At 61.2% G+C, this 21,173-nt stretch carries 21 protein-coding genes and 1 pseudogene; 11 read left to right on the top strand and 11 right to left on the bottom strand.

Annotation, left to right across the window (positions count from 1 at the left end; all coding sequences use genetic code 11):
* The first annotated feature begins 1 nt into the window (after position 1).
* The 5 genes and pseudogenes from CI41S_RS04315 (at position 2) to CI41S_RS04300 (ending at position 4,990) form a co-directional block, all read left to right on the top strand.
* Positions 2-463 carry a VOC family protein gene (locus CI41S_RS04315; RefSeq protein WP_139857572.1) on the top strand — a complete coding sequence of 154 codons (462 nt, stop codon included), beginning with the start codon at positions 2-4 and terminating at the stop codon, positions 461-463.
* On the top strand, positions 460-921 hold the full coding sequence (locus tag CI41S_RS04310; RefSeq protein WP_139482365.1) for a hypothetical protein: 462 nt from the start codon (positions 460-462) through the stop codon (positions 919-921). Before CI41S_RS04315 ends, CI41S_RS04310 begins: the two co-directional genes overlap by 4 nt.
* Positions 922-1,056: 135 nt before the next feature.
* Positions 1,057-2,040: an NAD-dependent epimerase/dehydratase family protein gene (locus tag CI41S_RS04305; protein ID WP_139482768.1), complete on the top strand. Its 984-nt coding sequence runs from the start codon at positions 1,057-1,059 to the stop codon at positions 2,038-2,040.
* Between the two features lie 535 nt (positions 2,041-2,575).
* A pseudogene (locus tag CI41S_RS45130) lies at positions 2,576-2,860 on the top strand (Wzz/FepE/Etk N-terminal domain-containing protein); the annotation flags it as partial.
* Positions 2,861-3,154: 294 nt separating this feature from the next.
* The gene (locus CI41S_RS04300) at positions 3,155-4,990 is read left to right on the top strand and encodes a polysaccharide biosynthesis tyrosine autokinase (protein WP_244626436.1); all 1,836 of its coding nucleotides are present in this window, start codon (positions 3,155-3,157) and stop codon (positions 4,988-4,990) included.
* A gap of 363 nt (positions 4,991-5,353) precedes the next feature.
* Here CI41S_RS04300 and CI41S_RS04295 read toward each other — a convergent pair whose 3' ends face one another.
* Positions 5,354-6,481, bottom strand: coding sequence for a polysaccharide biosynthesis/export family protein (locus tag CI41S_RS04295; RefSeq protein ID WP_139482767.1), 1,128 nt, complete (start codon positions 6,479-6,481; stop codon positions 5,354-5,356).
* Between the two features lie 691 nt (positions 6,482-7,172).
* Here CI41S_RS04295 and CI41S_RS04290 point away from each other — a divergent pair.
* The 3 genes from CI41S_RS04290 (at position 7,173) to CI41S_RS04280 (ending at position 10,053) form a co-directional block, all read left to right on the top strand.
* The gene (locus CI41S_RS04290; RefSeq protein WP_139857571.1) at positions 7,173-7,694 is read left to right on the top strand and encodes a hypothetical protein; all 522 of its coding nucleotides are present in this window, start codon (positions 7,173-7,175) and stop codon (positions 7,692-7,694) included.
* Positions 7,695-7,885: 191 nt separating this feature from the next.
* Positions 7,886-9,190 (top strand): hypothetical protein, encoded by a 1,305-nt coding sequence (locus tag CI41S_RS04285; RefSeq protein WP_139857570.1) that lies wholly within the window; start codon positions 7,886-7,888, stop codon positions 9,188-9,190.
* A gap of 224 nt (positions 9,191-9,414) precedes the next feature.
* Positions 9,415-10,053, top strand: a complete 639-nt coding sequence (locus tag CI41S_RS04280; RefSeq protein WP_172627903.1) for a hypothetical protein — start codon at positions 9,415-9,417, stop codon at positions 10,051-10,053.
* Positions 10,054-10,162: 109 nt separating this feature from the next.
* On the opposite strand, the gene CI41S_RS04275 is transcribed toward CI41S_RS04280, so the two are convergent.
* A complete protein-coding gene (locus tag CI41S_RS04275; protein ID WP_139857568.1) occupies positions 10,163-10,495 on the bottom strand; it encodes a hypothetical protein in 333 nt (110 codons plus the stop codon).
* Between the two features lie 1,194 nt (positions 10,496-11,689).
* Here CI41S_RS04275 and CI41S_RS04270 point away from each other — a divergent pair.
* The gene (locus tag CI41S_RS04270) at positions 11,690-12,358 is read left to right on the top strand and encodes a metallophosphoesterase family protein (protein WP_229173195.1); all 669 of its coding nucleotides are present in this window, start codon (positions 11,690-11,692) and stop codon (positions 12,356-12,358) included.
* A 163-nt stretch (positions 12,359-12,521) separates the two neighbouring features.
* On the opposite strand, the gene CI41S_RS04265 is transcribed toward CI41S_RS04270, so the two are convergent.
* From CI41S_RS04265 to CI41S_RS43275, 4 genes are all read right to left on the bottom strand, one after another.
* On the bottom strand, positions 12,522-13,898 hold the full coding sequence (locus CI41S_RS04265) for an undecaprenyl-phosphate glucose phosphotransferase (RefSeq protein WP_244626399.1): 1,377 nt from the start codon (positions 13,896-13,898) through the stop codon (positions 12,522-12,524).
* Between the two features lie 696 nt (positions 13,899-14,594).
* Positions 14,595-14,867: a hypothetical protein gene (locus CI41S_RS04260; protein ID WP_139857566.1), complete on the bottom strand. Its 273-nt coding sequence runs from the start codon at positions 14,865-14,867 to the stop codon at positions 14,595-14,597.
* Between the two features lie 523 nt (positions 14,868-15,390).
* The gene (locus CI41S_RS43280; protein ID WP_172627902.1) at positions 15,391-15,543 is read right to left on the bottom strand and encodes a hypothetical protein; all 153 of its coding nucleotides are present in this window, start codon (positions 15,541-15,543) and stop codon (positions 15,391-15,393) included.
* Positions 15,544-15,747: 204 nt separating this feature from the next.
* Positions 15,748-15,888: a hypothetical protein gene (locus CI41S_RS43275; protein ID WP_172627901.1), complete on the bottom strand. Its 141-nt coding sequence runs from the start codon at positions 15,886-15,888 to the stop codon at positions 15,748-15,750.
* 211 nt (positions 15,889-16,099) lie between these two features.
* Between CI41S_RS43275 and CI41S_RS04255 the strand changes: the two genes are divergently transcribed.
* Both CI41S_RS04255 and CI41S_RS04250 read left to right on the top strand, forming a co-directional pair.
* Positions 16,100-17,128 (top strand): UDP-glucuronic acid decarboxylase family protein, encoded by a 1,029-nt coding sequence (locus tag CI41S_RS04255; RefSeq protein WP_139857565.1) that lies wholly within the window; start codon positions 16,100-16,102, stop codon positions 17,126-17,128.
* A gap of 198 nt (positions 17,129-17,326) precedes the next feature.
* The gene (locus tag CI41S_RS04250; RefSeq protein ID WP_139857564.1) at positions 17,327-18,646 is read left to right on the top strand and encodes a UDP-glucose dehydrogenase family protein; all 1,320 of its coding nucleotides are present in this window, start codon (positions 17,327-17,329) and stop codon (positions 18,644-18,646) included.
* An 8-nt stretch (positions 18,647-18,654) separates the two neighbouring features.
* Here the strand turns inward: CI41S_RS04250 and CI41S_RS04245 are convergent, their stop codons facing one another.
* From CI41S_RS04245 to CI41S_RS04230, 5 genes are all read right to left on the bottom strand, one after another.
* Positions 18,655-19,689, bottom strand: a complete 1,035-nt coding sequence (locus tag CI41S_RS04245; protein WP_139857563.1) for an NAD-dependent epimerase — start codon at positions 19,687-19,689, stop codon at positions 18,655-18,657.
* A 127-nt stretch (positions 19,690-19,816) separates the two neighbouring features.
* A complete protein-coding gene (locus CI41S_RS04240) occupies positions 19,817-20,218 on the bottom strand; it encodes a hypothetical protein (protein ID WP_139857562.1) in 402 nt (133 codons plus the stop codon).
* Positions 20,219-20,274: 56 nt separating this feature from the next.
* Positions 20,275-20,550 (bottom strand): hypothetical protein, encoded by a 276-nt coding sequence (locus tag CI41S_RS04235; RefSeq protein WP_139857561.1) that lies wholly within the window; start codon positions 20,548-20,550, stop codon positions 20,275-20,277.
* Positions 20,551-20,607: 57 nt separating this feature from the next.
* The gene (locus CI41S_RS44915) at positions 20,608-20,730 is read right to left on the bottom strand and encodes a hypothetical protein (protein ID WP_283813060.1); all 123 of its coding nucleotides are present in this window, start codon (positions 20,728-20,730) and stop codon (positions 20,608-20,610) included.
* Between the two features lie 127 nt (positions 20,731-20,857).
* Positions 20,858-21,052 carry a hypothetical protein gene (locus tag CI41S_RS04230; RefSeq protein ID WP_139482349.1) on the bottom strand — a complete coding sequence of 65 codons (195 nt, stop codon included), beginning with the start codon at positions 21,050-21,052 and terminating at the stop codon, positions 20,858-20,860.
* Positions 21,053-21,173 lie beyond the last annotated feature (121 nt).

Genomic DNA, 21,173 nt, shown 5'->3' with positions numbered 1-21,173 from the left:
CGTGGACTCTCCAGCGAACGACATCGCGTCGGCAACGGCGGCACTGGCTTTCCACCACTTCGGGCTTGCGGTCGCCGCTCCGGAGGAGGCTTTTCGTTACCTGGCGTCACTCGGCTATCTCGCGGGTAACTCCGCGTTTGACCCGATACAGCGGGTCAATCTCGCCATGCGGCATCACCCGGTCATGCCGGACGTCGAAGTAATCTGGCCAGGTCACGGTCCCTCTCCCATCGACAAGCTGATCAAGCGGACCGGCACCATGATCTACCATCTGTGCTACGCATGCCCCAATGCCGAACAGGCGCTGGACGCGCTGGCTGCGTCCGGGGTCGAGATCGTGCCGGTCGGCGTGCCTGCGCCGGCAGTCTTGTTCGGCGGCCAGAAAGTCTCGTTTCACCACGTTTCCGGCTTCGGCCTCATCGAGCTTCTCGAAACCGGCACTGAACCTCAAGCGATCGCATGAACAACGAGCACCGGTCACACCGCTTCGGTCACCTCATCCGCGTTCCGTGCGGCCTGGCGATCGCTGCACTGCTTGCCGCATCGTCGGCACAGGCCCAGACCGTCGGCTTCGGAAGATCGACGGCGCCAATGTACGGAGGAACCGGCGTGTCGCCAATGCCTGCGAACCCGTTCCCACCGATGAAGGGTACATATGCTCCCCCCCACAAAGCCCCGGACGGGACAGTCTGCATATCTGTTCGTCCATCTGCGCATCCGCAAACCATCAATCCGAAGATCATCGATCAGATCGTGACCGTGAACAACACTTGCGGCCAGTCCATCAACGTTCAGGTCTGCTATGCCGGCAGTTCGGACTGCATCAAGGTCGCACTGAGCGGCTATCAGAAGCTGCAACGGATTCTCGGGATCTCGGCGGGATCGACCGCATTTCGCTACGAGTACCGCGAGCTCTATTGATGCAAGTGACACCAACCGCAGTCTTGGTCGGGTGGCACGTCGCTTGCCCGTCAATTCATATGGTCGCTCATGACATCCCGACGGAGATCCATCGCGCCGAATACAGCATCCTCACCCGAACCGGACGTTGAGCGCATGTCGAACACCACTCAGGCCATCGTGTTCGGAGGTGCCGGCTTCATCGGAACGCATCTGATGAACCGGCTCGTCGCCTCCGGACAATATGATCGGATCATTGCCGTCGACATCGGCAAACCGAGGAGCCTTGTTGCCGGCGTCGAATATGTCCATCACGATGTCCGTGAACCGGTCGACCCGAAGCTTGCAGGCGGCGTGCCCGCCGACGTCTTCAATCTGGCGGCAATCCACACGACGCCAGGCCACCCGGATGGCGAGTATTACTACACCAATGTCCTCGGTGCCGTGAACGTGTGCCGGTTTGCCAACGAGACCGGCAGCCGGAACATCATCTTCACAAGCTCGATATCCATCTACGGTCCGAGCGAAGCCCCGCTTGATGAAGACTCTCAGCCCGCGCCGGTCAGCGCCTACGGCCGTTCGAAGCTATCAGCCGAAGCCATCCATCGCCTGTGGCAGTCCGAGGACGCGGCACGCCGACTCACGATCGTTCGCCCTGCCGTCATCTACGGCCTCCATGAGGGAGGAAACTTCACGCGGCTGTCGAAGCTGATGGAGCGACGGGCTTTCGTCTATCCCGGCCGGACCGACACCATCAAGTCGTGCGGTTATGTGAAGGACCTGGTTTCGTCGATGCTTTTCATGGCGGCACGCAACGATGGCGTGTCGGTATACAACTTCTGCTACGAGCACCGCTACACGATCAGCGAGATCTGCGCAGCGTTCTCGCAAGCCGCCGGCTACAAGAGGCCGACGCTGACCATTCCGATATGGTTCATGAATCTCGCCGTCCTTCCGTTCGAGGTGCTGCACAAGGCCGGCATCAAGACCGGGATCAATCGCGAACGCATTCGGAAACTATGGTTCTCAACGAACATCCTGCCGAAGCGGTTGGTCGCCAGCGGGTTCAAGTTCGACTATGACGTGCCAAGCTCGCTTCGCGAATGGAAGCACGACTCCGGCGTCAGCGACTTCGACTGATCGTCGCGCCCGGCCTCGCACTGCTCTTTCACGGAGCAAAGACGTTCCTGAGCATTGCCTGGTCGAACGGCGGGTCCGCGACGAGTCGCCTGGGCCTGGCATCCCGCTGCTCGAACCGGCGCTGCGGTTCTCCGTCGGCACCAGAGCTGGTGCGCCGCGGACGAGGGTTCCCGTCTCATTCATGGAACTCGAATCTCGCGCGGTGCTGCCGCCGGGATAAACGTCCTGATAGCGATGACGATCATCCACTCGGTCATTCTGGTTGCATTTTGCCTGCTCGCTCGCGGCTCGCCAATTTCCTGACGATTTGTTGTGCACATATGTGGCCGCGGCAACCGGCACGGGAATTGCTCTGTCCTACTGGAACCAGGGTTGACCGGTGACGACCCGGCGCGACTACTGCAAATGCATGATGCACTGCACTCTTGCTGACACATTTGTTTGGCACGTTCGCGCCGCTGATGCATTCAGCCTGGGCTGTTTGCTCACTCCGACACGGCACAATCCAGGAACTCAAGCCAGGTAGACGAGCCGTATGCTCCAAACTCGAATCACACATCCTCGCGAGATCGAATCTCCCACACAAGAATCGGCCTCGCTGGAGCAGACGGTCTCTTCCGCAATCGCGCTGATTGGCCGTCAGTACCCCGTGATCATCTTCGTGATGTGCCTGTGCATCGGCCTGGCCGGTGTTTATTTGCTGACCGCACCGAAGCGATATACCGGCACCGCCGTGCTGCTGATCGACAGCCGCAAGATGCAGGGCCTCCAGACCCAGCAGGCAACCGGCGCCGACAGTTCGATCGACTCGGCGATGGTCGACAGCCAGGTCGAAGTGCTGAAGTCGGAGACCATTGCAACAAACGTCATCAAGCAACTGCACCTGCTCGATTCGCCTGAGTTCACCGACGATGAAGCCGGGCTGCTCACCAGCATTTCGAACCTGTTTTCCTGGATGTTTCCCGAGCAACGTCCGTCCGAGGCCGCGTTGATGCGAATCGCGATTGGCAAGGTGCTCGGGTATCTCTCGATCAAGCGCGTCGGCCTGAGCTATGTTATCGAGATTTCCTATCAGTCGCGTTCACCCGACGAGGCCGCCCGCATCGCCAATGCGGTGGCCGAAGGCTACATCAACGATTCGCTGGAATCGAAGTATCAGGCGTCGCGGCGCGCAGCGGTTTGGCTGCAGGATCGGCTGAAAGAGCTGCGGACGGAGGCTTCCACTGCAGAACGCGCTGTCGTCGACTTCAAGGCGAAGAACAACATCGTCGATGCCGGCGGGCGCCTGCTTACCGAGCAGCAGCTGGCGGAGATCAACAGTTCGCTGACGCAGGCTCGCGCGCAGCGCGCCGAAGCGCAGGCCAAGCTCGAGCGGATCACGGCGATCCTGAATTCGGATGACGGCGACTCCAAGGTCATTCTGAACGACCTGGCGACCGTGACCGACACCATGAACAATCCGGTGATCACCAAGCTGCGGCAGACCTATCTCGATTATGCCGCGCGTGAGTCCGACTGGTCCAATCGATACGGGCCGACCCACCTTGCGGTCGTCAACCTGCGCAACCAGATGCGCGAAATCAGGCATTCGATCACCGACGAGCTGCGGCGCACGGCCGAGGTCTACAAGAGCGACCTCGCGATCGCGAAAGCGCGTGAGGAATCCAGCCAAAAAAGCCTGAACGACACGATCACGCTGTCCAATGGCACCAACCAGGCACAGATCGCCTTGCGCGATCTGGAGAGCAATGCACAGAGCGCCCGCGCGCTGTCCGACAACTTCCTGCAGCTCTATATGGTCTCGGTTCAGCAGCAATCGTTTCCGATCACGGAAGCACGCGTGATCACGCAGGCGTCCAACGCTCCCAACAAGACATCGCCCAAGACAACCCTCATTCTGCTGGCGACGCTGATTGGCGGCGCCATCCTCGCTGGAGGCGTTGCCGTTCTGCTCGACATGATGGACCGGGTATTCAGAACGGTGTCCCAGGTCGAGCAATACCTCCGCACCAGCTGTCTTGCTTCGATCCCGACGATCGGGAGCGAGCAGAACCAGGGTCTGGCCGGGCACACCCTGCTGTCCAGGGCAGGACGGCTGCTCGCAAGGCGGAGGAAGCAACCCCAGCCGGCGGCACCGAAGTCGGTTCCCGCGGCAGCTTCGGGTCCGCCGCTGGGAAAATCCGAACCCAGATCGAAACAACCGCAGCCGCATGGCGATCGTCTGCTGACGGCCAACCAGAGCGTCGGCAGATACGTGATCAACTCGCCGTTCTCGCGTTTTGCCGAAGGCTTTCGCTCGATCAAGCTTGCATGCGATCTCAGCAGCTACGGATCGGCCAACAAGGTGGTGGGCATTACCTCCGGGCTTCCCAATGAAGGCAAATCCACCGTCAGCGAGGCGCTCGCCCAGACTGTCGCACAAAGCGGTGCCCGCACGCTCCTGATCGACGGCGACATCCGCAATCCAAGCCTCACTGCGAGGCTGGCCCCCTCCGCGCATGCCGGCTTGATCGATGTCGTTATTGGCAGGGTGGATTGGACGGATGCGGTTTGGATCGATCCCCAGACCAATCTCCATTTCATGCCCTGCGTCGTGACCTCACGCTTCTCCAATTCCAGCGACGTGCTGGCCTCGCCGCAAATGGAACGGCTGTTCCAGAATCTGCGGGAACACTACGATCGCATCATCCTCGACCTTAGCCCGCTCGCACCGGTGATCGACGTTCGGGCCACCGGCGCGTTGGCGGACTCGTACATTCTGGTCGTCGAATGGGCCAAGGCCAAGGTCGATATTCTCGAGCGCGTGCTGAGCGAGACTCCGATCGTCCGCGAACGCATGCTTGGCGCAATCCTCAACAAGGTGAACATGGCGGTGATGAGCCGTTACGACATTTACAGCGCCGGCTACTACCGCAATCGGTACTACAAGAGATACGGATACGTCGACTAAGCATGATCCGTCGAAGGACCGGACCTGATCGTCCGGTCGGTCAGCGGCGCGGGTCGCTCGGCTGCGCCCATTCTTTGTGTCCCGGAGCGCCCGCGGTCGGGTTCGGGCGTAGCGGCCGCGCTCACTGGATGGCCTTTAGCTAGAGCATAATCCGGAAAAGTGTGACGCGGTTTTCCCGCGCGATAAACGCGAAGCGTTTGCGCGGAGATCATGCTCAAATGAAGAGCTAAAGCGCGATGATGATTCAACCTGATCTCATCGCGCTTTAGCCAAACGGCATCGCGCCCCGGCCTCGATCCGCGATGCGATCCCACGGGGCGCCGAGACGGCGATGCCGGCCCAGCGTCCCTGATTACGCGAGCATCACTGCCGCGAGTTGATCCGCAGGATCTGCGCGTTGTTCGCGGCGACGATCGTGCTGTTGGCGGTGCCGACCACCGCCTGGACGAACGTCAGGAACTTGGTCGTGTCGACCGTGGCAGCGTTTGCGGCAAACAACACATCCTTATCCCGCATTTCAAACTTGCTGGCGAGGAAGAAGCCGGACGGATCGCGGAAGTCGGCGTTGTAGACCACGGGCACCAGCGGGCCGGTGAACTTGGAGCAGTCGACACCCAGCCGCTCCACCAGCTCACGCGGCTCGCGCCGATAGACGTAGACGCCCGCCGGCTCGGCCTGCGCGTCAATCAGGCCGCCGGCCTTGGCCATCGCCTGCGCCATCGTGATCTTCCACATATCGAATGGGAACTGGGCCTGACCGCCGAAGTTTCCGCCGATCGTGAACGCGCCGAAGGCAAGGAAGACCTGCGGTTCGCGATAGACATAGATCGTGTCGCCGGGATGGATCCAGACGTTGTTAGCCGGCTGATACATCAGCGCTCCGAACGGAACGGTGGCGCGCTTGCCGCCGCGCTCCAGCGTCACCCAGCTCTCCCAGCCCGGCCCCGCCAAGCCGCCGGCGCGCGCGATCAAGTCAAGGATACGCTCGCCGGCCGCATTGGCCGTCAAGCGAGCTGGCGTTTTCACTTCGCCCAGCACGCTGATGAGTGACGTGTTTTGCGTGATCAGGGACACCACCACCTGGGGCTCAATGGCGCGGTTTCCAATCGCCTTCACGATGTCCCGCTGGATATCAACCGGGGTCCGGCCGTTGGCCTTCACTTGACCTGCATAGGGGACGGTAATGTTCCCGTTCAAATCAACATTCTGGTTTGGCAACGCCACAAAGTTACCTGGCCGCACGCCCGCTTCTGCCGGGATAAACAATCCACCGGCAGCAGCTTCAAAGATCGACACCGCCACCGTGTCCCCGATGCCAAACCGGATGCCCGGCGGAGGCCGATGATCAGGAAATGACCCGGCGATGGCGCCAGGGCCGTATTCCTTCAAAATGTCGACGGCGGTCGGTGTGAGCTTGACCAATACGTAGTCCGGGCCCGATCTTGTAATCTCGCTCTTGATGACGTGATCCTCGGGGCCCGACGACGGCATGATCGAGCATCCTGCGGAAGAAAGCAGAATGCCGAGCAAGACTCCCCATACTAAAACGCTACGCCTCACAACGCGTCCCCCTCACACCAAGATACACTTCGTCAAAATCCCCAAGCCGCGTCAACGAAGCCTTAGGAGATGGTCAGAATAAGGAGACGTTGTTGCAGCGCAGTTACAGGCGACCGGATTCTGAATGGACAGGAGGGCTGCCCGATACGGGAACATTGCCCAATATTTGATATCGACGCGCAAGTTCCAGTCGATGTCCAGGAAATCGACACCCATCATTAGTTCCATGCGGCCCAGCTCGACTGCGGAACATCGTCTTCAAATGTTCCGTTTGACGTAGGTGGCGAAATGCATCACTGGCACCGGATCGCCACAGCGACCGGCGCTTGAGCAAAATCGAAATCAAGCCCAGCGGATCATGGCAACGTCTGCGAGCGGAACCGGCGGCAGAGAGGCCGCCCTGACGCAGCGGCATTGCCGTTGCTTGCAGCAAATTGAGCGATGCCATCGATCATCTTTGATGCTAGTGCGGCGTAGTCGGGCAACGCCCGCACCGGCTCAAATGAAGGTTCCGCTGTCATTGCCCATGATACGATCAACATTGCTCTGCACGGCTCTGATGGTTCTCGCCCATGGTTCCGCGCGGGCTGAGGCCCCGCGTCCGAGTGTGCCGCGTCCAGGCATGATGAATTGCGCAGCCGGGGTCAGTCCCGAGCAGCGACGACGCTGCGACGAGGAGGCCTTCCGGCAAGTCGAGTCCGGCAGTCAATCGACACAACTCGAGGGCGGATGGCGATTGGTGAGAAGCAGAGACCCCGAAGGCGGCGCTGACGCCATTTCAGTGATGCATGTTGTCGACAGCTCGAAATCGGACCCGCGCCTTGCCGGCTTGAGCCTGCAATGCGGACGCGGCGGGATTGACGTCGCGCTCATCGTCCTCGAACCCTTGTCGCGTTCGGAACGGCCGACCGTGGCCTTGGCGGCGGGAGGAAAGCGCGCGGAGTTCGAAGCATCCGTGGTCCAGGGCGGCGCGGCACTACGGCTGCCCGCGGACGCGTCGAAGCTTGCGGCCGGCGACTGGCAGAGCGCCGCCGACCTCTCGGTCGAAATCGCGAGCAAGCCGAACGCGATCTTTGGTGTGGTGCCGATCGGCGGATTGTCGACGGCTCTCAGCTATCTGTCGCAAAACTGCCATGCCAGATAGGGTGGTGGCGGGAACCTCGCCGGTTCCCTCTTTGAAGACGTGCTCCCCAGCATCGGTTTCGGTCTCGACCAGCAGCGATTGGCCACGCGTGTTGGCGTCGCGTATTCCCATATGCGATAGTCGGGGCTGGCCGCCTCCTGTCGCGGTGAAATCATTCCCGCCCCTTCCCAGCCAGCTTCGAAGTCTCGCATTTGACGGTCGCCTCTTCCCTCCTCACCATATTATTGGCTGCGATTCCGCCCCTGATCATCGCAAATGGCGGTTTCGCTCAGCATGCGCTCGCACTCGTCGCCGCTGTCATCCTGGCGGCGGCAGTCAGAGGTGCGGACGCTGAACTCACATCGACCGCGCAGCTGCTGAAGCGATTTTCAGTCACGATCCTGGTCCCCGCTATCTGGATGATGGTGCAGATCCTGCCGTTGCCATTCTCGTCGCTGGTAAATCCGATCTGGTCGGCGACTTCGATCGCGTTGAACGAACCCTCGCTACGGGGCCGCATCAGCCTTGATCCGGGCGCTACATTCGAAAGCCTGTTTGTCTATCTCGTCTACGTGTCGCTGGTGGTGTCGACTGTCATCATTTGCAGGGATCGCCACAGAGCCGAAACGATCCTGTTCGTGTTGTGCGCGGTGACGACCTTCATGTCGCTCGAAGTCGTGCTCGGCCGGCTTGATTGGTTCGCCGCCATGACTCCCGCCACAGACGCCCCGATGAGTCCGTTCCCCGCAGCAGCCGCGCTGGCCACGGTCGCCAACACCGCGCTCGTTGCCCGGGCGCTCGAAAGACACCTGCACCGACGGGACATCCGCAATCTGGCCTCTATCCGGCTTTGGCTCGGTGTCCTTACCGGCATGTTCGGAATTGTCGTGGGGATCATTGCGATCGCGGCCCTGGCGCGATACATGCTGCTGGTGGCGGCTGGCTTCGGACTGACTGCGATCGCCTTCATCGCCGCGGTTCGCCGCCTCGGATTTCGCTCGTGGCCGTCCGCGGTCTTGTTTGCAGTACTCGTAACGATCGTCGGCGCTCTCACTGTGCCGCGCTTGCAGTCCGGCGGTTCAAGCCTGCTTGGACTTGTCACGTTCCCTCAAGAAACAGTGGCATTGGCAGGGCGCCTGCTCTCCGATGCACCGTGGCTGGGAAACGGAGTCGGAACATTTTCCGTGGCGTCTCGGGCCTATCAGGGCGTTGATGCCGCAGAGCAGGTTATCCCCCCTTCTACGGCGGTCCTGGTCGCGATCGAGTCGGGGCGACTGGCGCTCGTGATCCTGGCAGGCTTCGCCGCCCAGCTTTTTGTCTTTATGTTTCGCGGCGCCGTTCGGCGAGGACGAGATTCCTTTTTCGCATCGGCCGCCGCCGCCGGCGTTCTGATCGTGTTCTGCGAAGGCTTCCTTGACGCAAGCCTCGCGAGCCCCGCGACGAGGATCATCGTTGCCGTCATGATCGGGCTGGGACTTGCACAATCCGCCGGCCGAACAAGCGGCCTCAAACGCTAGAGCATGATCCGGAAACGTGTGAAGCGGTTTTCCCTCGCGACAGACGCGAAGCGTTTGCGCGGAGATCATGCTCAAACAAAGAGCTAAAGCGCGATGATGATTCAACCTAATCTCATCGCGCTTTGGGCGAACCTTGTGGTCGCGCAACAGAATGCCTTTACATTGAACTGCGCCTGAGCTCTCGACCGGACATGGCCTCATTGAGCAGAATTCGCATCCCCCTGATGGCACTGGCACTGACCGTCGGATGTTATGTCGTGGTCTCCGCCGTAGTGCGGACGACGGCGCTGGATCGCGCGGCATTTCCATCCGATGCCGCCAAGATCAGTTCGCCCTGGGACGGAAAGGTTCCATTCCTGTCGGAAGTGCTCTCACCTTTCAAATCGGAGCTGGAAAGCAACCACGCTTTGATCGTCGCGCTGCAGGCGATCGAGGCCGGCCGGAAAAAGCCGACGACCGTGCAATCCGCCCAGTACACCGACGCCATCCGCCGGGTCAGGCAAATGCTGTCGATCTCGCCTTACAATCCCGAACTGTGGCTCGCGCTGGCGCTGCTTCAGGCTCAGCGCGACCCGCACGATCCCATCGTGTTCGAGGCGCTGAAGATGGCCTATTTTACTGCTCCGAACGACACGCGGTTTGTGCCGGTGCGGCTCGACGTCGCGGGCCGATTTGATCTGCTTGCCGACCCGGACATCAAGGACCTCGCCCGGAACGACATTCGGCTGATCATGACCCGCCGGCCGGAGCTGAAGCCGGCGATCGTGTCGGCCTTTCGCCGGGCATCGGACCGCGGCAAGGCTTTCCTGCAAGACGCGGTTCAGTCGATCGATCCGGCCTTCGTTCCGATGCTGCGTGGCTAAAAAATCGGCGCGGAACGATCACGAATTCAGCCGGCTGACCGGCGGCGCTTGGCGAGAACGAGGGCGGTGCCAGCTCTCGTCGGCCGATTCACCGCCATTTGAATCCGGCTTAATACTGAAACACCAGATCGGGATTGCGCGGATTCACATAGCGGACGTAGGTCCGGTTACGTCCATAGTAATAGTGTGGCTCGTCGCTCCTGGTGCGCGGATCGAACGTGTAGGGATAGGCCTGCTCGAGCGAGCGGTGCCGAACATAGACCGGGGCGGGGCAGCCGCATTGCGGGCCGCAATAAGGGTTCGGCCCACGGTCAATCTGCAGCACCGATGCCGCCGAGCGCGCTTTCCGCGGATGGACCGCATAGTCGGCGGCAAACGCCGGCGCGGCCGAAATGATCATCGTCGAGGCGAGTACAACCAGACCGGCATAGGATCGTGACATTGCTTCTGTCCCCCTGATCGCAATTGAACCTTAGGTGCTCGCGCCGAGACAAGCAACCAGACAAATATTCCGACCGAAGGTTGGACGAAGTGTGACCAGGACGGGTCCGCGACTGCCGGCGCCTTGCCTTGCCGATGCGGCTTGATCGAGCCGACGGATGGCCACGGCCCAGAGCAGCGTGAAGCGGTTTTCCGGAAAGATCATGCTCAAACAAGGAGCTAAAGCGCGATGACGGTTCAACCCAATCTCATCGCGCTTAGGGGCGCGATCGAGACAGCTCCCAAGCCTTACGCGATATCCCGTGCTCTAAATCGTTCGAGCGTCGGCTGGCTGTCAGACGATGCGCGCCACGACTCAGGAAAGCTCGAGCCGCTTTGCGAGGATACATAGCGACCATACATCATGTAGTGCGCGCGAAGCTTGCGCGATCGCCATGCACGCGTCGCGTAGCCAAGGCAGAATCCGAGCAGAAAAGACACCGCCAAGATCAAGGCTGGAAGCATTTTTTAGGTCCTGTGCAGCTCGAGGATATTTCCACTTCTGGGCTATGACGTCATCATGATTCCCGCTCCGCACGACCGGTCACCCACTCAAATTATTGTGCAGGGCAACACGCTGCAGATGCGCCAGGCCGCAAACTCGCCAAATTCCTACACGGTTGGTGTAACGCCCGGTAAGCCTCATTCACCGAGACGTCTGGAATCCGCCCTGCAAGCAGGCGACAATCCAGCGCACTTGCGCGGAGCGACCCGCGGGGCGCTTGCGCAGGGTCCGTGGTAAGACTATGCAATTCGTGATCCGACGCGGAGCTCAGACGCTTGGCGGGCGTAACCCAACACGGTGACGATCGGAATGCCGAGCCACGCTTGCTCCTCGACCTCTACAGCGGCGCCTTGTGTCGGCCCAGCCGGGTCCGCGAGCGTGTGTGCGCGCATTTCACTTCGCGCCGCGCCAGCAGGTCTGCGCACGGCTACTCTCATGATGTCGTACCTGGACCTCTTCGGCGCGTGCCTTGGCACTCCAACAAGCGCTTGCGAATCTTGATTCGCGAGACCGCGCTCCCGGTTGGAGCCCATCAGAGCTGACATGTTCCGATCCTTTCGCGAGAGCCCCCGCCGCAAGCTGCTGTCACCGCGCCGATCTCACCCATCGAGGCACAAGCCGCGACTGCCCGACGGGGTACGCATCTATGCGATGAGCGATATTCACGGTTGCGCCCATTTGCTGAAGCAGATGCTGCGGGTGATCGACGCCGACGTCGCGCGGAGCCGTCCGCGTCACGCCATCGAGGTGTACATGGGTGACTACGTCGACCGTGGCCCGGACTCACGAGCCACCCTCGATATCCTGATCAACCGAAGCCGCCGGGGCAACACCGTCTTCCTGAAGGGAAACCACGAGGTGTTTCTCGGCAACGTCCTGCGCAATCCGTCGCTCCTGACCGAGTGGCTCCACGTTGGCGGGTTGTATACGCTGATGTCCTATGGGTTGGCGCCGTCCAGTGCCCCGGGAGAAGAGGAGCGGCAGGCTTTGGTGCGAGATTTGGCGCGCGCGATGCCGCGCCAACATCTGGAGTTTCTCGCCAGGCTGCGCCTTACATTCAGCTGCGGTGATTTTTTCTTCGTCCATGCTGGTGTCCGCCCGGGAGTGCCGCTTGCCGAGCAGCAGGAGGCAGATCTGCTCTGGATCCGCGAGGAGTTTCTCCGAAGCAAGCAAAATTTCGGCAAATACATTGTGCACGGCCATACACCGGTGCAGATGCCCGAACTGTTGGACAACCGTGCCAATATCGACACGGGTGCCTTTGCGACCGGCAACCTCACATTGTTGACGATCCAGGGCAGCAGCATGCTCGCCGTCTAAAGCGCGATGACGATTCGACCCGATCTCATCGCGCTTTAGGTGACGTCATCGTGGCGGCGGCTGCGCCGCCGGGACATGTCTAACCCTCGGGAAGTCGCCGTTGGCGACGCCAACTGCCACAGGAAGGCGTTGCCCCTCACTGTGGCTGCACGGCGCTTCGGCCTCAATAGGCGTCCTGGTACATCAACGCGGTCGCCGTCCGGATGAGGATCCGGATGTCGAGCCAGATGCTCCAGTTGCTCACATACCAGACGTCATATTCGACGCGCTTTTCCATCAGATCGATGGTCGGGGTCTCGCCGCGGAAGCCGTTGACCTGAGCCCATCCGGTCAGGCCCGGCTTCATGTGGTGCCGGTACACATATTTGCTGATCAGCTGGTCGTAGTAATTATCGTGGGCCAGCGCGTGCGGACGCGGACCTACCAGTGACATCTCGCCGCGCAGCACGTTCCAGAGCTGCGGCAGCTCGTCGATGCTGGTCCTGCGCAGGAAGCGTCCGACCCGCGTCACCCGCTTGTCCTGCCTGATGGCCTGCGTGACATTGGAGCCGTTCTCGGCCACGGTCATGCTGCGGAATTTCCAGATCTTGAACGGCTTGCCGTTGAAGCCGCGGCGCGACTGCCGGAAGATGATCGGGCCGGCAGTATCGAGCTTGACGAGCAGCGCGGCGGTAACGATCAGCGGCGCCAGCATCAACAACGCAAAGGACGCCAGCCCGATGTCGAGGCAGCGCTTCTGGACCCGCTCGAACACCGTCAGCGGCGGCCGCTGGATTTCGATCGCGACGGTTCCGCTGACCGGCAGGAACGGCCGGGAGACCAGGTCGGCGATCGGAAAATCGGGCAGCAGCCGGATCGGCTGCGGAACCACCCGCAGGTGCTGGCTTAGCTTCTGCAGCATCGGCAGCTCGTTCCAGTCGATTGCCACAAGATATTCGTCGACATCGGCGGCACGCGACTGCCTGATCACGTCGGCAACCTGCTCGCTCCAGGCCGCATCGTCCTGGTCCGGGCCGACTGTGAGCACGAAATGACGAACGACGTCGAACCCGTGCCTGCGAAGGTCCTTGAAACGGCTCGACGTGAAGTCCAGCGAACGCAGGCTGAGCAGGATGACCTTGCGGTCGATCAGCCGTTCCTTGGCGAAGGCCGATGACAGGCAGTAGCGCCAGACCACCCGGTGCGTGACAAGTCCGACCGCCCCGATCACGGTGAACAGGATGATCGTGCCGCGCGACAGGTTGGCGGTCGATTTCAGGAGGAAGGCCGCGACGGCCAGCGTCGTCAGCGCGAACAGCCAGGTGAAGACAACCTTTCGCGATTGCCACAGCGTATCGAGCAATTTGTGGTTGTCATACGCGCCCTGAAAATATGCAGCCACCACGAATACCATGCCGACAATCAGGCCGGCGCCGACCGAATTGTCAGGATCGGTCGGCGAATTCATGAACTCGCGATAGAGTGCGCTCGCCGCCATGTAGCAGAGCAGGATGAGAAGGAAGTCGCCGGCGATGATGAAGAGCTGGAACGGTCTCTGCAACGACGTCCCGCGGTTCGACGTGGTTATGCGGAGCCCGTCAGAGCCATACGTTGTTACAGACATCTCGAACCTCATCATCACATCAACGGCCGCGCGCGGCGTGAAAGAAAACGGACAAAGCCAAAATGTCGGGTGAAAAAAGTGACTCGGCTATTGCGAAACGATCTAACACCAAAGCCTTGATTGGGACGTGTGGTTCGCGAGAGCGCGGGCGCAAGGTGTTTACTAAACGCAGCGACATTGTGGCGTCGCACCAGGAAAATCAATTCACTCTTCGCATTGCAAACGTATGACGCGCACTGCGATCACAGCATGATGCATGAGCAATCAATTCGTGATGCGCGATTGTTCAGCGCGGGCACGGAACCTACGCGCCATCAGCGTTGTGCAACGAAAAGCGACCGGTTGCACGACCGGCATCATGCAGCTGACACGTCCTTGAGCAACCGCCCGCTGCACGCAGCACTCGCACGCGAAAGAAAGATCTGTTGATTCTTTTTTCGAGCGTTTGGTTCCTTCCACACACAGCCTTGACGTCAGGACGCCCGCGCTGGGTCGCGACCAGGAGGAACCTTTGGCGGTCAGCGGTTCCACCGAACTGCAATGTAAAGTCTTGCGGCCGAAACACGGCGAAAGCAGACACGGTCCCGATATGGAACGCGTTGCGAGACGATCGCATCCAAAATCGCCTCGTCCTTAGTTGAGAATGGGCAAGTCCTTTTTGCGCGCATTACGCGCACTCTCCATCCACTGCAACCATGCACGATCGTGCTTGCTGTACAATTCGAGCCAACGCTGCGCCGGCCGGCCGCTGGGGTCCCACAGCACGTGCCCGGCATCGTGCAGACCCGACAGATGATCGAGCCGCTCGAACTCGAAGGTCTCCTCAAAAGTGAGACCGATCAAAACGCGCCGGCCGTCATCGTCGATGAAATAGCGCCGTGGCGAGTTCCAACTGAGGTCATTCATTTTACGGGAACTCGTTTTCCAAGCGAGAAGCAGGCTCGAGCCGCAAGCCGCCGGCGAGCTGGTCCGGGCGGGCAGGCAACGGCGATCGGGGGTATTCGCGGAACGACCAACACCCGGTTCCCCTCAGCCAGTTCGACCGAACTGACGCGTTTTCGAGACAGTGGCCATCGCCGGCGGCAACACAGGCGTCCGCACATGATCAAGCCGACGCGTGACTGCGGACGTCATCACAAGGCGCGAGCCTGCTGCGCGACGGCCGGCAAGGCTGGAATGCTAAGGCTGGAATGCTTGTGCGATCGCCAGGCCCGAAGCGCGCAACGGCGAACAAGACCACCGAGAACGTCGTCAACGAGATCAGACCACCAAGCATGTCCATCTTCCCAATTCGTCCCGTTTTCGCATCTACAGTCCGAAGTTGTGACCACATCATGATTCAGCGCGCCGAAAGATTATTCATCTGCCAAATTCTTTGTGCAGCCCAACGGCGCAGAACCGATCACACGCGTGCATGGGGATTGCTTCCTCACGAGAAGAACCATAGCGCAAATTTCAGGAACATCGTGCTCAGCAGATAGATCCATCCCGTCATGGCAAGAACGACCAGGCCAACAAGGACGCCGGCAAGACTCTTCTCTTTCAACTGCGTCAGCAGAGGACACTTGAATCGATAAAACATGTATCCGGCTCGCCCCCAAGTCGACGATCAGGCGTACTCATCAAATTCGATCATCTCATGACGCGCTGTCGCGCAGTGACACGGCACCATGCACATGTCGAACGATCGCATCACAATTGCGCGTACACAGACGCTTGAATCCATCAAGGCGCTCGCCGAGGAGCCTTTTCCGGTCGTAGCGATGGCCAGAATGTTCGTGACTGCTCAATGTCGCGGAACATGCGCGCGCCGCACGCCATTGCCCAGCATGGCTCGGCCGACGAGACCGATAATGTCGGCGGACGCGACGAATGCATCAAACTCGAGGTCGTCCGGCACCTCTGCCGCCGGCATGATCGTCACCATGCCCAATTTGATCGCACGTGTGCATGCAACTCGCTCAGGCGCAGCCGCGACGCGGTACACATTCAACAAGTTCCATTTCTTGTCCTCGCGGTCACGCGATGAACAAACCTTAACTTTGACATGTTCTTCGCATTCTTCGGATAGCAGGACGCTTAGCAGTCACGACATCCTTCGCTTTCCTCGATTGGTTGTCGCAAATGTAGGGGAAGTCATGCCTTACAATCTGGCCGAACGGATTTTGGTGACTGGCGGCTCGGGGTTTCTTGGTTCGCACCTCTGCGAGCGCCTGCTTGCGAGCGGCGCGGAAGTCCTTTGCGTGGACAACTTCTTCACCGGGACACGAAGCAACGTCGAGCATCTTCTCGATCATCATCGCTTCGAGCTGTTGCGTCACGACGTAACGTTCCCGCTCTATGTTGAGGTCGACCAAATCTACAATCTGGCCTGCCCGGCTTCTCCCGTGCATTACCAGCACGACCCGGTTCAAACCACCAAGACCAGCGTGATCGGCGCCATCAATATGCTCGGGCTGGCCAAGCGGCTCAAAGTGAAGATCCTGCAGGCCTCGACCTCCGAGATTTATGGCGATCCTTCAACGCATCCTCAAACCGAAGCGTATTGGGGGAACGTCAACCCGATCGGGCCCCGCTCGTGCTACGATGAGGGAAAACGCTGTGCCGAAACCCTGTTCTTCGATTATCGACGTCAACATGGCATGCCCATCAAGGTTGCGCGCATCTTCAATACCTATGGACCGCGCATGCACCCGAACGACGGTCGCGTGGTTTCGAATTTCATCGTCCAGGCGTTGCGTGGGCAGGACATCACGGTTTACGGCGATGGCCTGCAGAGCCGGGCGTTCTGCTACGTCGACGATCTGATCGATGGGCTGGTGCGCCTGATGCAGTCGCCTGACGAGGTCACCGGACCATTGAATCTCGGCAATCCGCATGAGATCACCATGCGCGAGCTCGCGGAACTGACGATCGAATTGACCGGCTCTCACTCGAAAATCGTCCATCGTCCGCTCCCGCAAGACGATCCGCGGCAACGCCAGCCTGACATTTCGCGCGCCAAGGCCATGCTCGGGTGGGCGCCACGGACGGCGATCCGCCAAGGTCTCGCACGAACGGTCGCCTATTTTGAGGGACTGCTCGCGGACGCCGACGGCCGGCTCGCTCATGGTCCGTCGAGGCGTCCGCATACAGGCAGCCGGGGCATCGCGATCCCTGCAACTTAGGTAACCGGCCAGGACCGAAGGGCCCGGCTCGGCCTGACGCGCGGCGGCGTCCGCCTCATGGTGACGCGCGAGCCCGCGCCGTGGCCCGCGGTGACTCCTCGCGCGACAAGCACGGTTGCCCGGCTCGCTGGGAAAGCTTAGGATCGCGGCGATCCGGCGGAGCCAAAGTCATGTCGCTCGCTTGCACCAAGGCCTGACATGCGCATAACGATGGTCGGGACAGGTTACGTCGGCCTGGTCTCCGGAGCCTGCTTTGCCGATTTCGGCCATCAGGTCATCTGTGTCGACAAGAACGCCGACAAGATCGCGGCGCTCCATCGCGGTGAGATTCCGATCTTCGAGCCGGACCTCGACCGCCTGGTGGCGACCAATGTCCGCGCCGGCCGCCTGACCTTCTCGACCGAGCTCGCCGACCCCGTCAGCAAGTCGGACGCGGTGTTCATCGCGGTCGGAACGCCCTCGCGGCGCGGCGACGGCCATGCCGACCTCAGCTATGTCTACGCCGCCGCGCGCGAGATCGCGGCGAACCTCAAGGATTTCACCGTCGTGATCACCAAGTCGACGGTGCCGGTCGGCACCGGCGACGAGGTCGAGCGGCTGATCCGCGAGGCCAATCCCGCGGCCGACGTCGCGGTCGCATCCAATCCGGAATTTCTGCGCGAGGGCGCCGCGATCCGCGACTTCAAGCACCCCGATCGTATCGTCGCCGGCACCGACGACGAGCGCGCGCGCAAGTTGATCGCCGAAATCTATCGCCCGCTCTATCTCAACCGGGCGCCGGTGATGTTCACCGGGCGGCGCACCGCCGAGCTGATCAAATATGCGGCGAACGCCTTCCTCGCCACCAAGATCACCTTCATCAACGAGATCGCGGACCTCGCCGAGAAGGTCGGCGCCGACGTGCAGGAGATCGCGCGCGGCATCGGCCTCGACAACCGGATCGGCACCAAGTTCCTGCACGCCGGTCCCGGTTTCGGCGGATCGTGCTTCCCGAAGGACACCCGCGCCCTGATCAAGACCGCGCAGGATTACGAGGCGCCGGTCCGCATCGTCGAAGCGGTGATTGCGGTCAACGAGAACCGCAAGCGCGCGATGGCCCGCAAGGTCGCCGCCGTGTTCGGCGGATCGCTGCGCGGCAAGACCGTGGCGCTGCTCGGCCTGACCTTCAAGCCGAACACCGACGACATGCGCGAGTCGCCGTCGATTCCCTTGGTCACCGCGCTGCAGGATCTCGGCGCCACCATCAAGGCCTATGACCCCGAGGGCATGGAGCAGGCGCGCAGCGAGCTGTCCGACGTCAGCTATTGCGATGGCCCCTACGAATGCGCCAAGGACGCCGACGCGCTGGTGATCGTGACCGAATGGGAGCAGTTCCGCGCGCTCGACCTCGCGCGGCTGAAGCGGGAGATGGCCTGCCCCGTGATCGTCGACCTCCGCAACATCTACCGTCCGGACGAGGTCACCGGCCACGGTTTTCAGTACGAAAGCGTCGGCCGCCGCTCTCAGCCGCACATGTAACGAGCCCTTTAGACGCGGTGATACTCGCGATACCAGGCGACGAATTTCGCCACGCCGTCCTCGATCCTGGTCTGCGGCCGGAAGCCGATATCGCGCGCGAGGTCGGTGATGTCGGCGAAGGTTGCGGGCACGTCGCCCGGCTGCATCGGCAGCAGATTCTTCTCGGCTTGCCGGCCGAGCCCCTGCTCGAGCAGCCCGACCACGTGCATCAGCTCTTCCGGCTTGTTGTTGCCGATATTGTAGATCCGCCACGGCGCCTTGCTCGTGCCCGGATCGGGATGGTCGCCCGACCAGGCGGGATCGCCCTGCGGCGCACGGTCGAGCAAGCGGACCATCGCTTCGGCGACGTCGTCGACATAGGTGAAGTCGCGGCGCATGTTGCCGTTGTTGAACAGATTGATCGGCTGTCCCTTGGTGATGGCGTTCGCGAACAGATAGAGCGCCATGTCGGGCCGATACCACGGCCCGTACACGGTGAAGAAGCGCAGGCCGGTGGTCGGCAGCCGATACAGATGACTGTAGGAATGCGCCAGCAGCTCGTTAGCCCTCTTGGTCGCCGCATAGAGGCTGACCGGATGATCGACATTGTCGTGGACCGAGAACGGCAGCTTGGTGTTGGCGCCGTAGACCGACGAGGACGAGGCGAACAGCAAATGCCGGCACGCATTGTGCCGGCAGCCTTCCAGCACGTTGAGGAAGCCTTCCAGGTTGGAATCCGCATAAGCGTGCGGATTCTGCAGCGAATAGCGCACGCCGGCCTGCGCCGCGAGATGGACCACGACCTCAAAACGGTGGCGCTCGAACAATTCGCGCATCGCCGCCCGGTCGGCCAGATCGACCTGCAGGAAGCTGAAGCCGGACCCCTGATTGAGGCGATCGAGCCGCGCGCGCTTGAGCGCGGGATCGTAATAATCGTTGAGGTTGTCGATGCCGACCACCTTCTGCCCTGCCCGCAACAGATGCTCGACCAGGTGAAAACCGATGAAGCCGGCACACCCCGTGACCAGCAGATTGCCTTGAATCGCTAAGCCTTGGATCGCCATATCTCTGCTCGCACCCTCGTCTGCAGGCTCGCGACCGCCACCGACACGCGGGGTCGCGCGAAGCGCACCTGCGCATCAATATGGCGGACGAAGGACGCGGACTTGGTAATCGGGCGGCGCGGCCGGTTCAAGGCTTGAAATCGGGAAACCGGTTCAGCACCGCGGCTTTCATGAACTTGAAATGCGAAATTTCGGTCGCCAATTCCTTCAGGCGGCGCTGCCCGTTCAGGATCTCCTTGTCGAAGAGATCCTGGTGGTAGTTGTCGAGCGCCTCACGCTCCAGATATTCGTCGGTGCCGTTGCCAAGGGTCACGGCCGCGCGGGCCAGCACGTCCTCGACCCGGCGACTGAGCCCGGCCTGCTCGCTTTCCGCCGCCTCAAGAGCCGCGTCGATCGCAGCCATGATCGAGCCGATCCGGCCGCGGTCGGTCTCGGCATCCCGCTCCGGCGAGCGCGCCTTGAAGGCCTCGCCGCCAAGCCGCGACTTGACGAGGTTTTGCGCGCGGGACTGCAAAAACAGCTGAAACATCTGGGCAAAATCCGATTCAGGCCTGGTCGGTCTGCGCTTTCCAAAATCACCCGGCCTTAGTTAAGGACTGGTAAATTCCGCTCCCGGCGCCCGCGCAGATCGGCGATCCATCGGAGCCAGGCCACGTCGTGCTTGCCGTACAGTTCGCGCCACCGCCGTTCCGGGTTCGACAGCGGCTGATCGGGCCCCGCGCCATCCCGCTGCAGCACCTGGAAGCTGGCCTCGAGCCGTTCGAATTCCGAGGTCTCCTCACGGGAGAGGCCGACCAGAACACGGTGGCCATTGCCGTCGACGACATAACGCCTGGGCGCGTTGCTGGCCGGATCACTCATCGTGCGACACCTCTCGTGCGACCGAGGCTGCGTTCCGCGATCATGCGTCAGGCCACGCTAGTGGTCAAACCTGCGCTCGCCCCGCATGATCCTCTCGTTCTCGTCCAGATAGTAGCGGTGCAATTTGCCCAGGATCAGGACAATTGCACCAGCCAGGATCACGATCAGCACGGTATGCAAGCAACTCACTCCACCGAACACTACACAACCTTGACGCGCGCTGACGTGGCTTACTCGTTGGCTCAATCCGCTCGATCAGCAAGTGTCATGCCAATCGCACTTCACCGACGAGTTCGATCCATTCGATCTAGAACGCGCGCCGCGGATGGCCGAACGTGCTGCTCTTGGCGTTCGGCTTCGGCGCGCCGCCCGACGACATCTGATACGGCGCATACATCTGGTAGTGGGCACGGCGCTTCTGGGAGCGCAAGGCACGCATCCAATAGCCGGCGAAGAATCCCGCAGCAAACGCTGCTGCAAGGGTGAGGAGAGCAGTAGCCATCGCAGTTGTCCCGGTTCGGAATTTTAGTTTGTTGAACTTAGAGTCCGAAGATGTGACCACATGATGGTTCGGCGCGCCGAAAGATTGTTCATCGGTTGAATTTATTGTGCAACCGAGCGCT

Source organism: Bradyrhizobium ivorense (genome assembly GCF_900696085.1).
Taxonomy (GTDB): Bacteria; Pseudomonadota; Alphaproteobacteria; order Rhizobiales; family Xanthobacteraceae; genus Bradyrhizobium; species Bradyrhizobium ivorense.
Note: the sequence above shows the minus strand (reverse complement) of the source record. Positions and strands in the feature narration are given on the sequence as shown.

Bases quoted from the DNA above. Each gene is read 5' to 3' on its own strand.
- CI41S_RS04310 (WP_139482365.1), top strand. From the start codon at position 460: ATGAACAACGAGCACCGGTCACACCGCTTCGGTCACCTCATCCGCGTT.
- CI41S_RS04305 (WP_139482768.1), top strand. From the start codon at position 1,057: ATGTCGAACACCACTCAGGCCATCGTGTTCGGAGGTGCCGGCTTCATC.
- CI41S_RS04295 (WP_139482767.1), bottom strand. From the start codon at position 6,481: ATGCCGTCGTCGGGCCCCGAGGATCACGTCATCAAGAGCGAGATTACA.
- CI41S_RS04290 (WP_139857571.1), top strand. From the start codon at position 7,173: ATGATGAATTGCGCAGCCGGGGTCAGTCCCGAGCAGCGACGACGCTGC.
- CI41S_RS04280 (WP_172627903.1), top strand. From the start codon at position 9,415: ATGGCACTGGCACTGACCGTCGGATGTTATGTCGTGGTCTCCGCCGTA.
- CI41S_RS04275 (WP_139857568.1), bottom strand. From the start codon at position 10,495: ATGTCACGATCCTATGCCGGTCTGGTTGTACTCGCCTCGACGATGATC.
- CI41S_RS04270 (WP_229173195.1), top strand. From the start codon at position 11,690: ATGAGCGATATTCACGGTTGCGCCCATTTGCTGAAGCAGATGCTGCGG.
- CI41S_RS04260 (WP_139857566.1), bottom strand. From the start codon at position 14,867: ATGAATGACCTCAGTTGGAACTCGCCACGGCGCTATTTCATCGACGAT.
- CI41S_RS43280 (WP_172627902.1), bottom strand. From the start codon at position 15,543: ATGTTTTATCGATTCAAGTGTCCTCTGCTGACGCAGTTGAAAGAGAAG.
- CI41S_RS43275 (WP_172627901.1), bottom strand. From the start codon at position 15,888: ATGGTGACGATCATGCCGGCGGCAGAGGTGCCGGACGACCTCGAGTTT.
- CI41S_RS04255 (WP_139857565.1), top strand. From the start codon at position 16,100: ATGCCTTACAATCTGGCCGAACGGATTTTGGTGACTGGCGGCTCGGGG.
- CI41S_RS04250 (WP_139857564.1), top strand. From the start codon at position 17,327: ATGCGCATAACGATGGTCGGGACAGGTTACGTCGGCCTGGTCTCCGGA.
- CI41S_RS04245 (WP_139857563.1), bottom strand. From the start codon at position 19,689: ATGGCGATCCAAGGCTTAGCGATTCAAGGCAATCTGCTGGTCACGGGG.
- CI41S_RS04240 (WP_139857562.1), bottom strand. From the start codon at position 20,218: ATGTTTCAGCTGTTTTTGCAGTCCCGCGCGCAAAACCTCGTCAAGTCG.
- CI41S_RS04235 (WP_139857561.1), bottom strand. From the start codon at position 20,550: ATGAGTGATCCGGCCAGCAACGCGCCCAGGCGTTATGTCGTCGACGGC.
- CI41S_RS04230 (WP_139482349.1), bottom strand. From the start codon at position 21,052: ATGGCTACTGCTCTCCTCACCCTTGCAGCAGCGTTTGCTGCGGGATTC.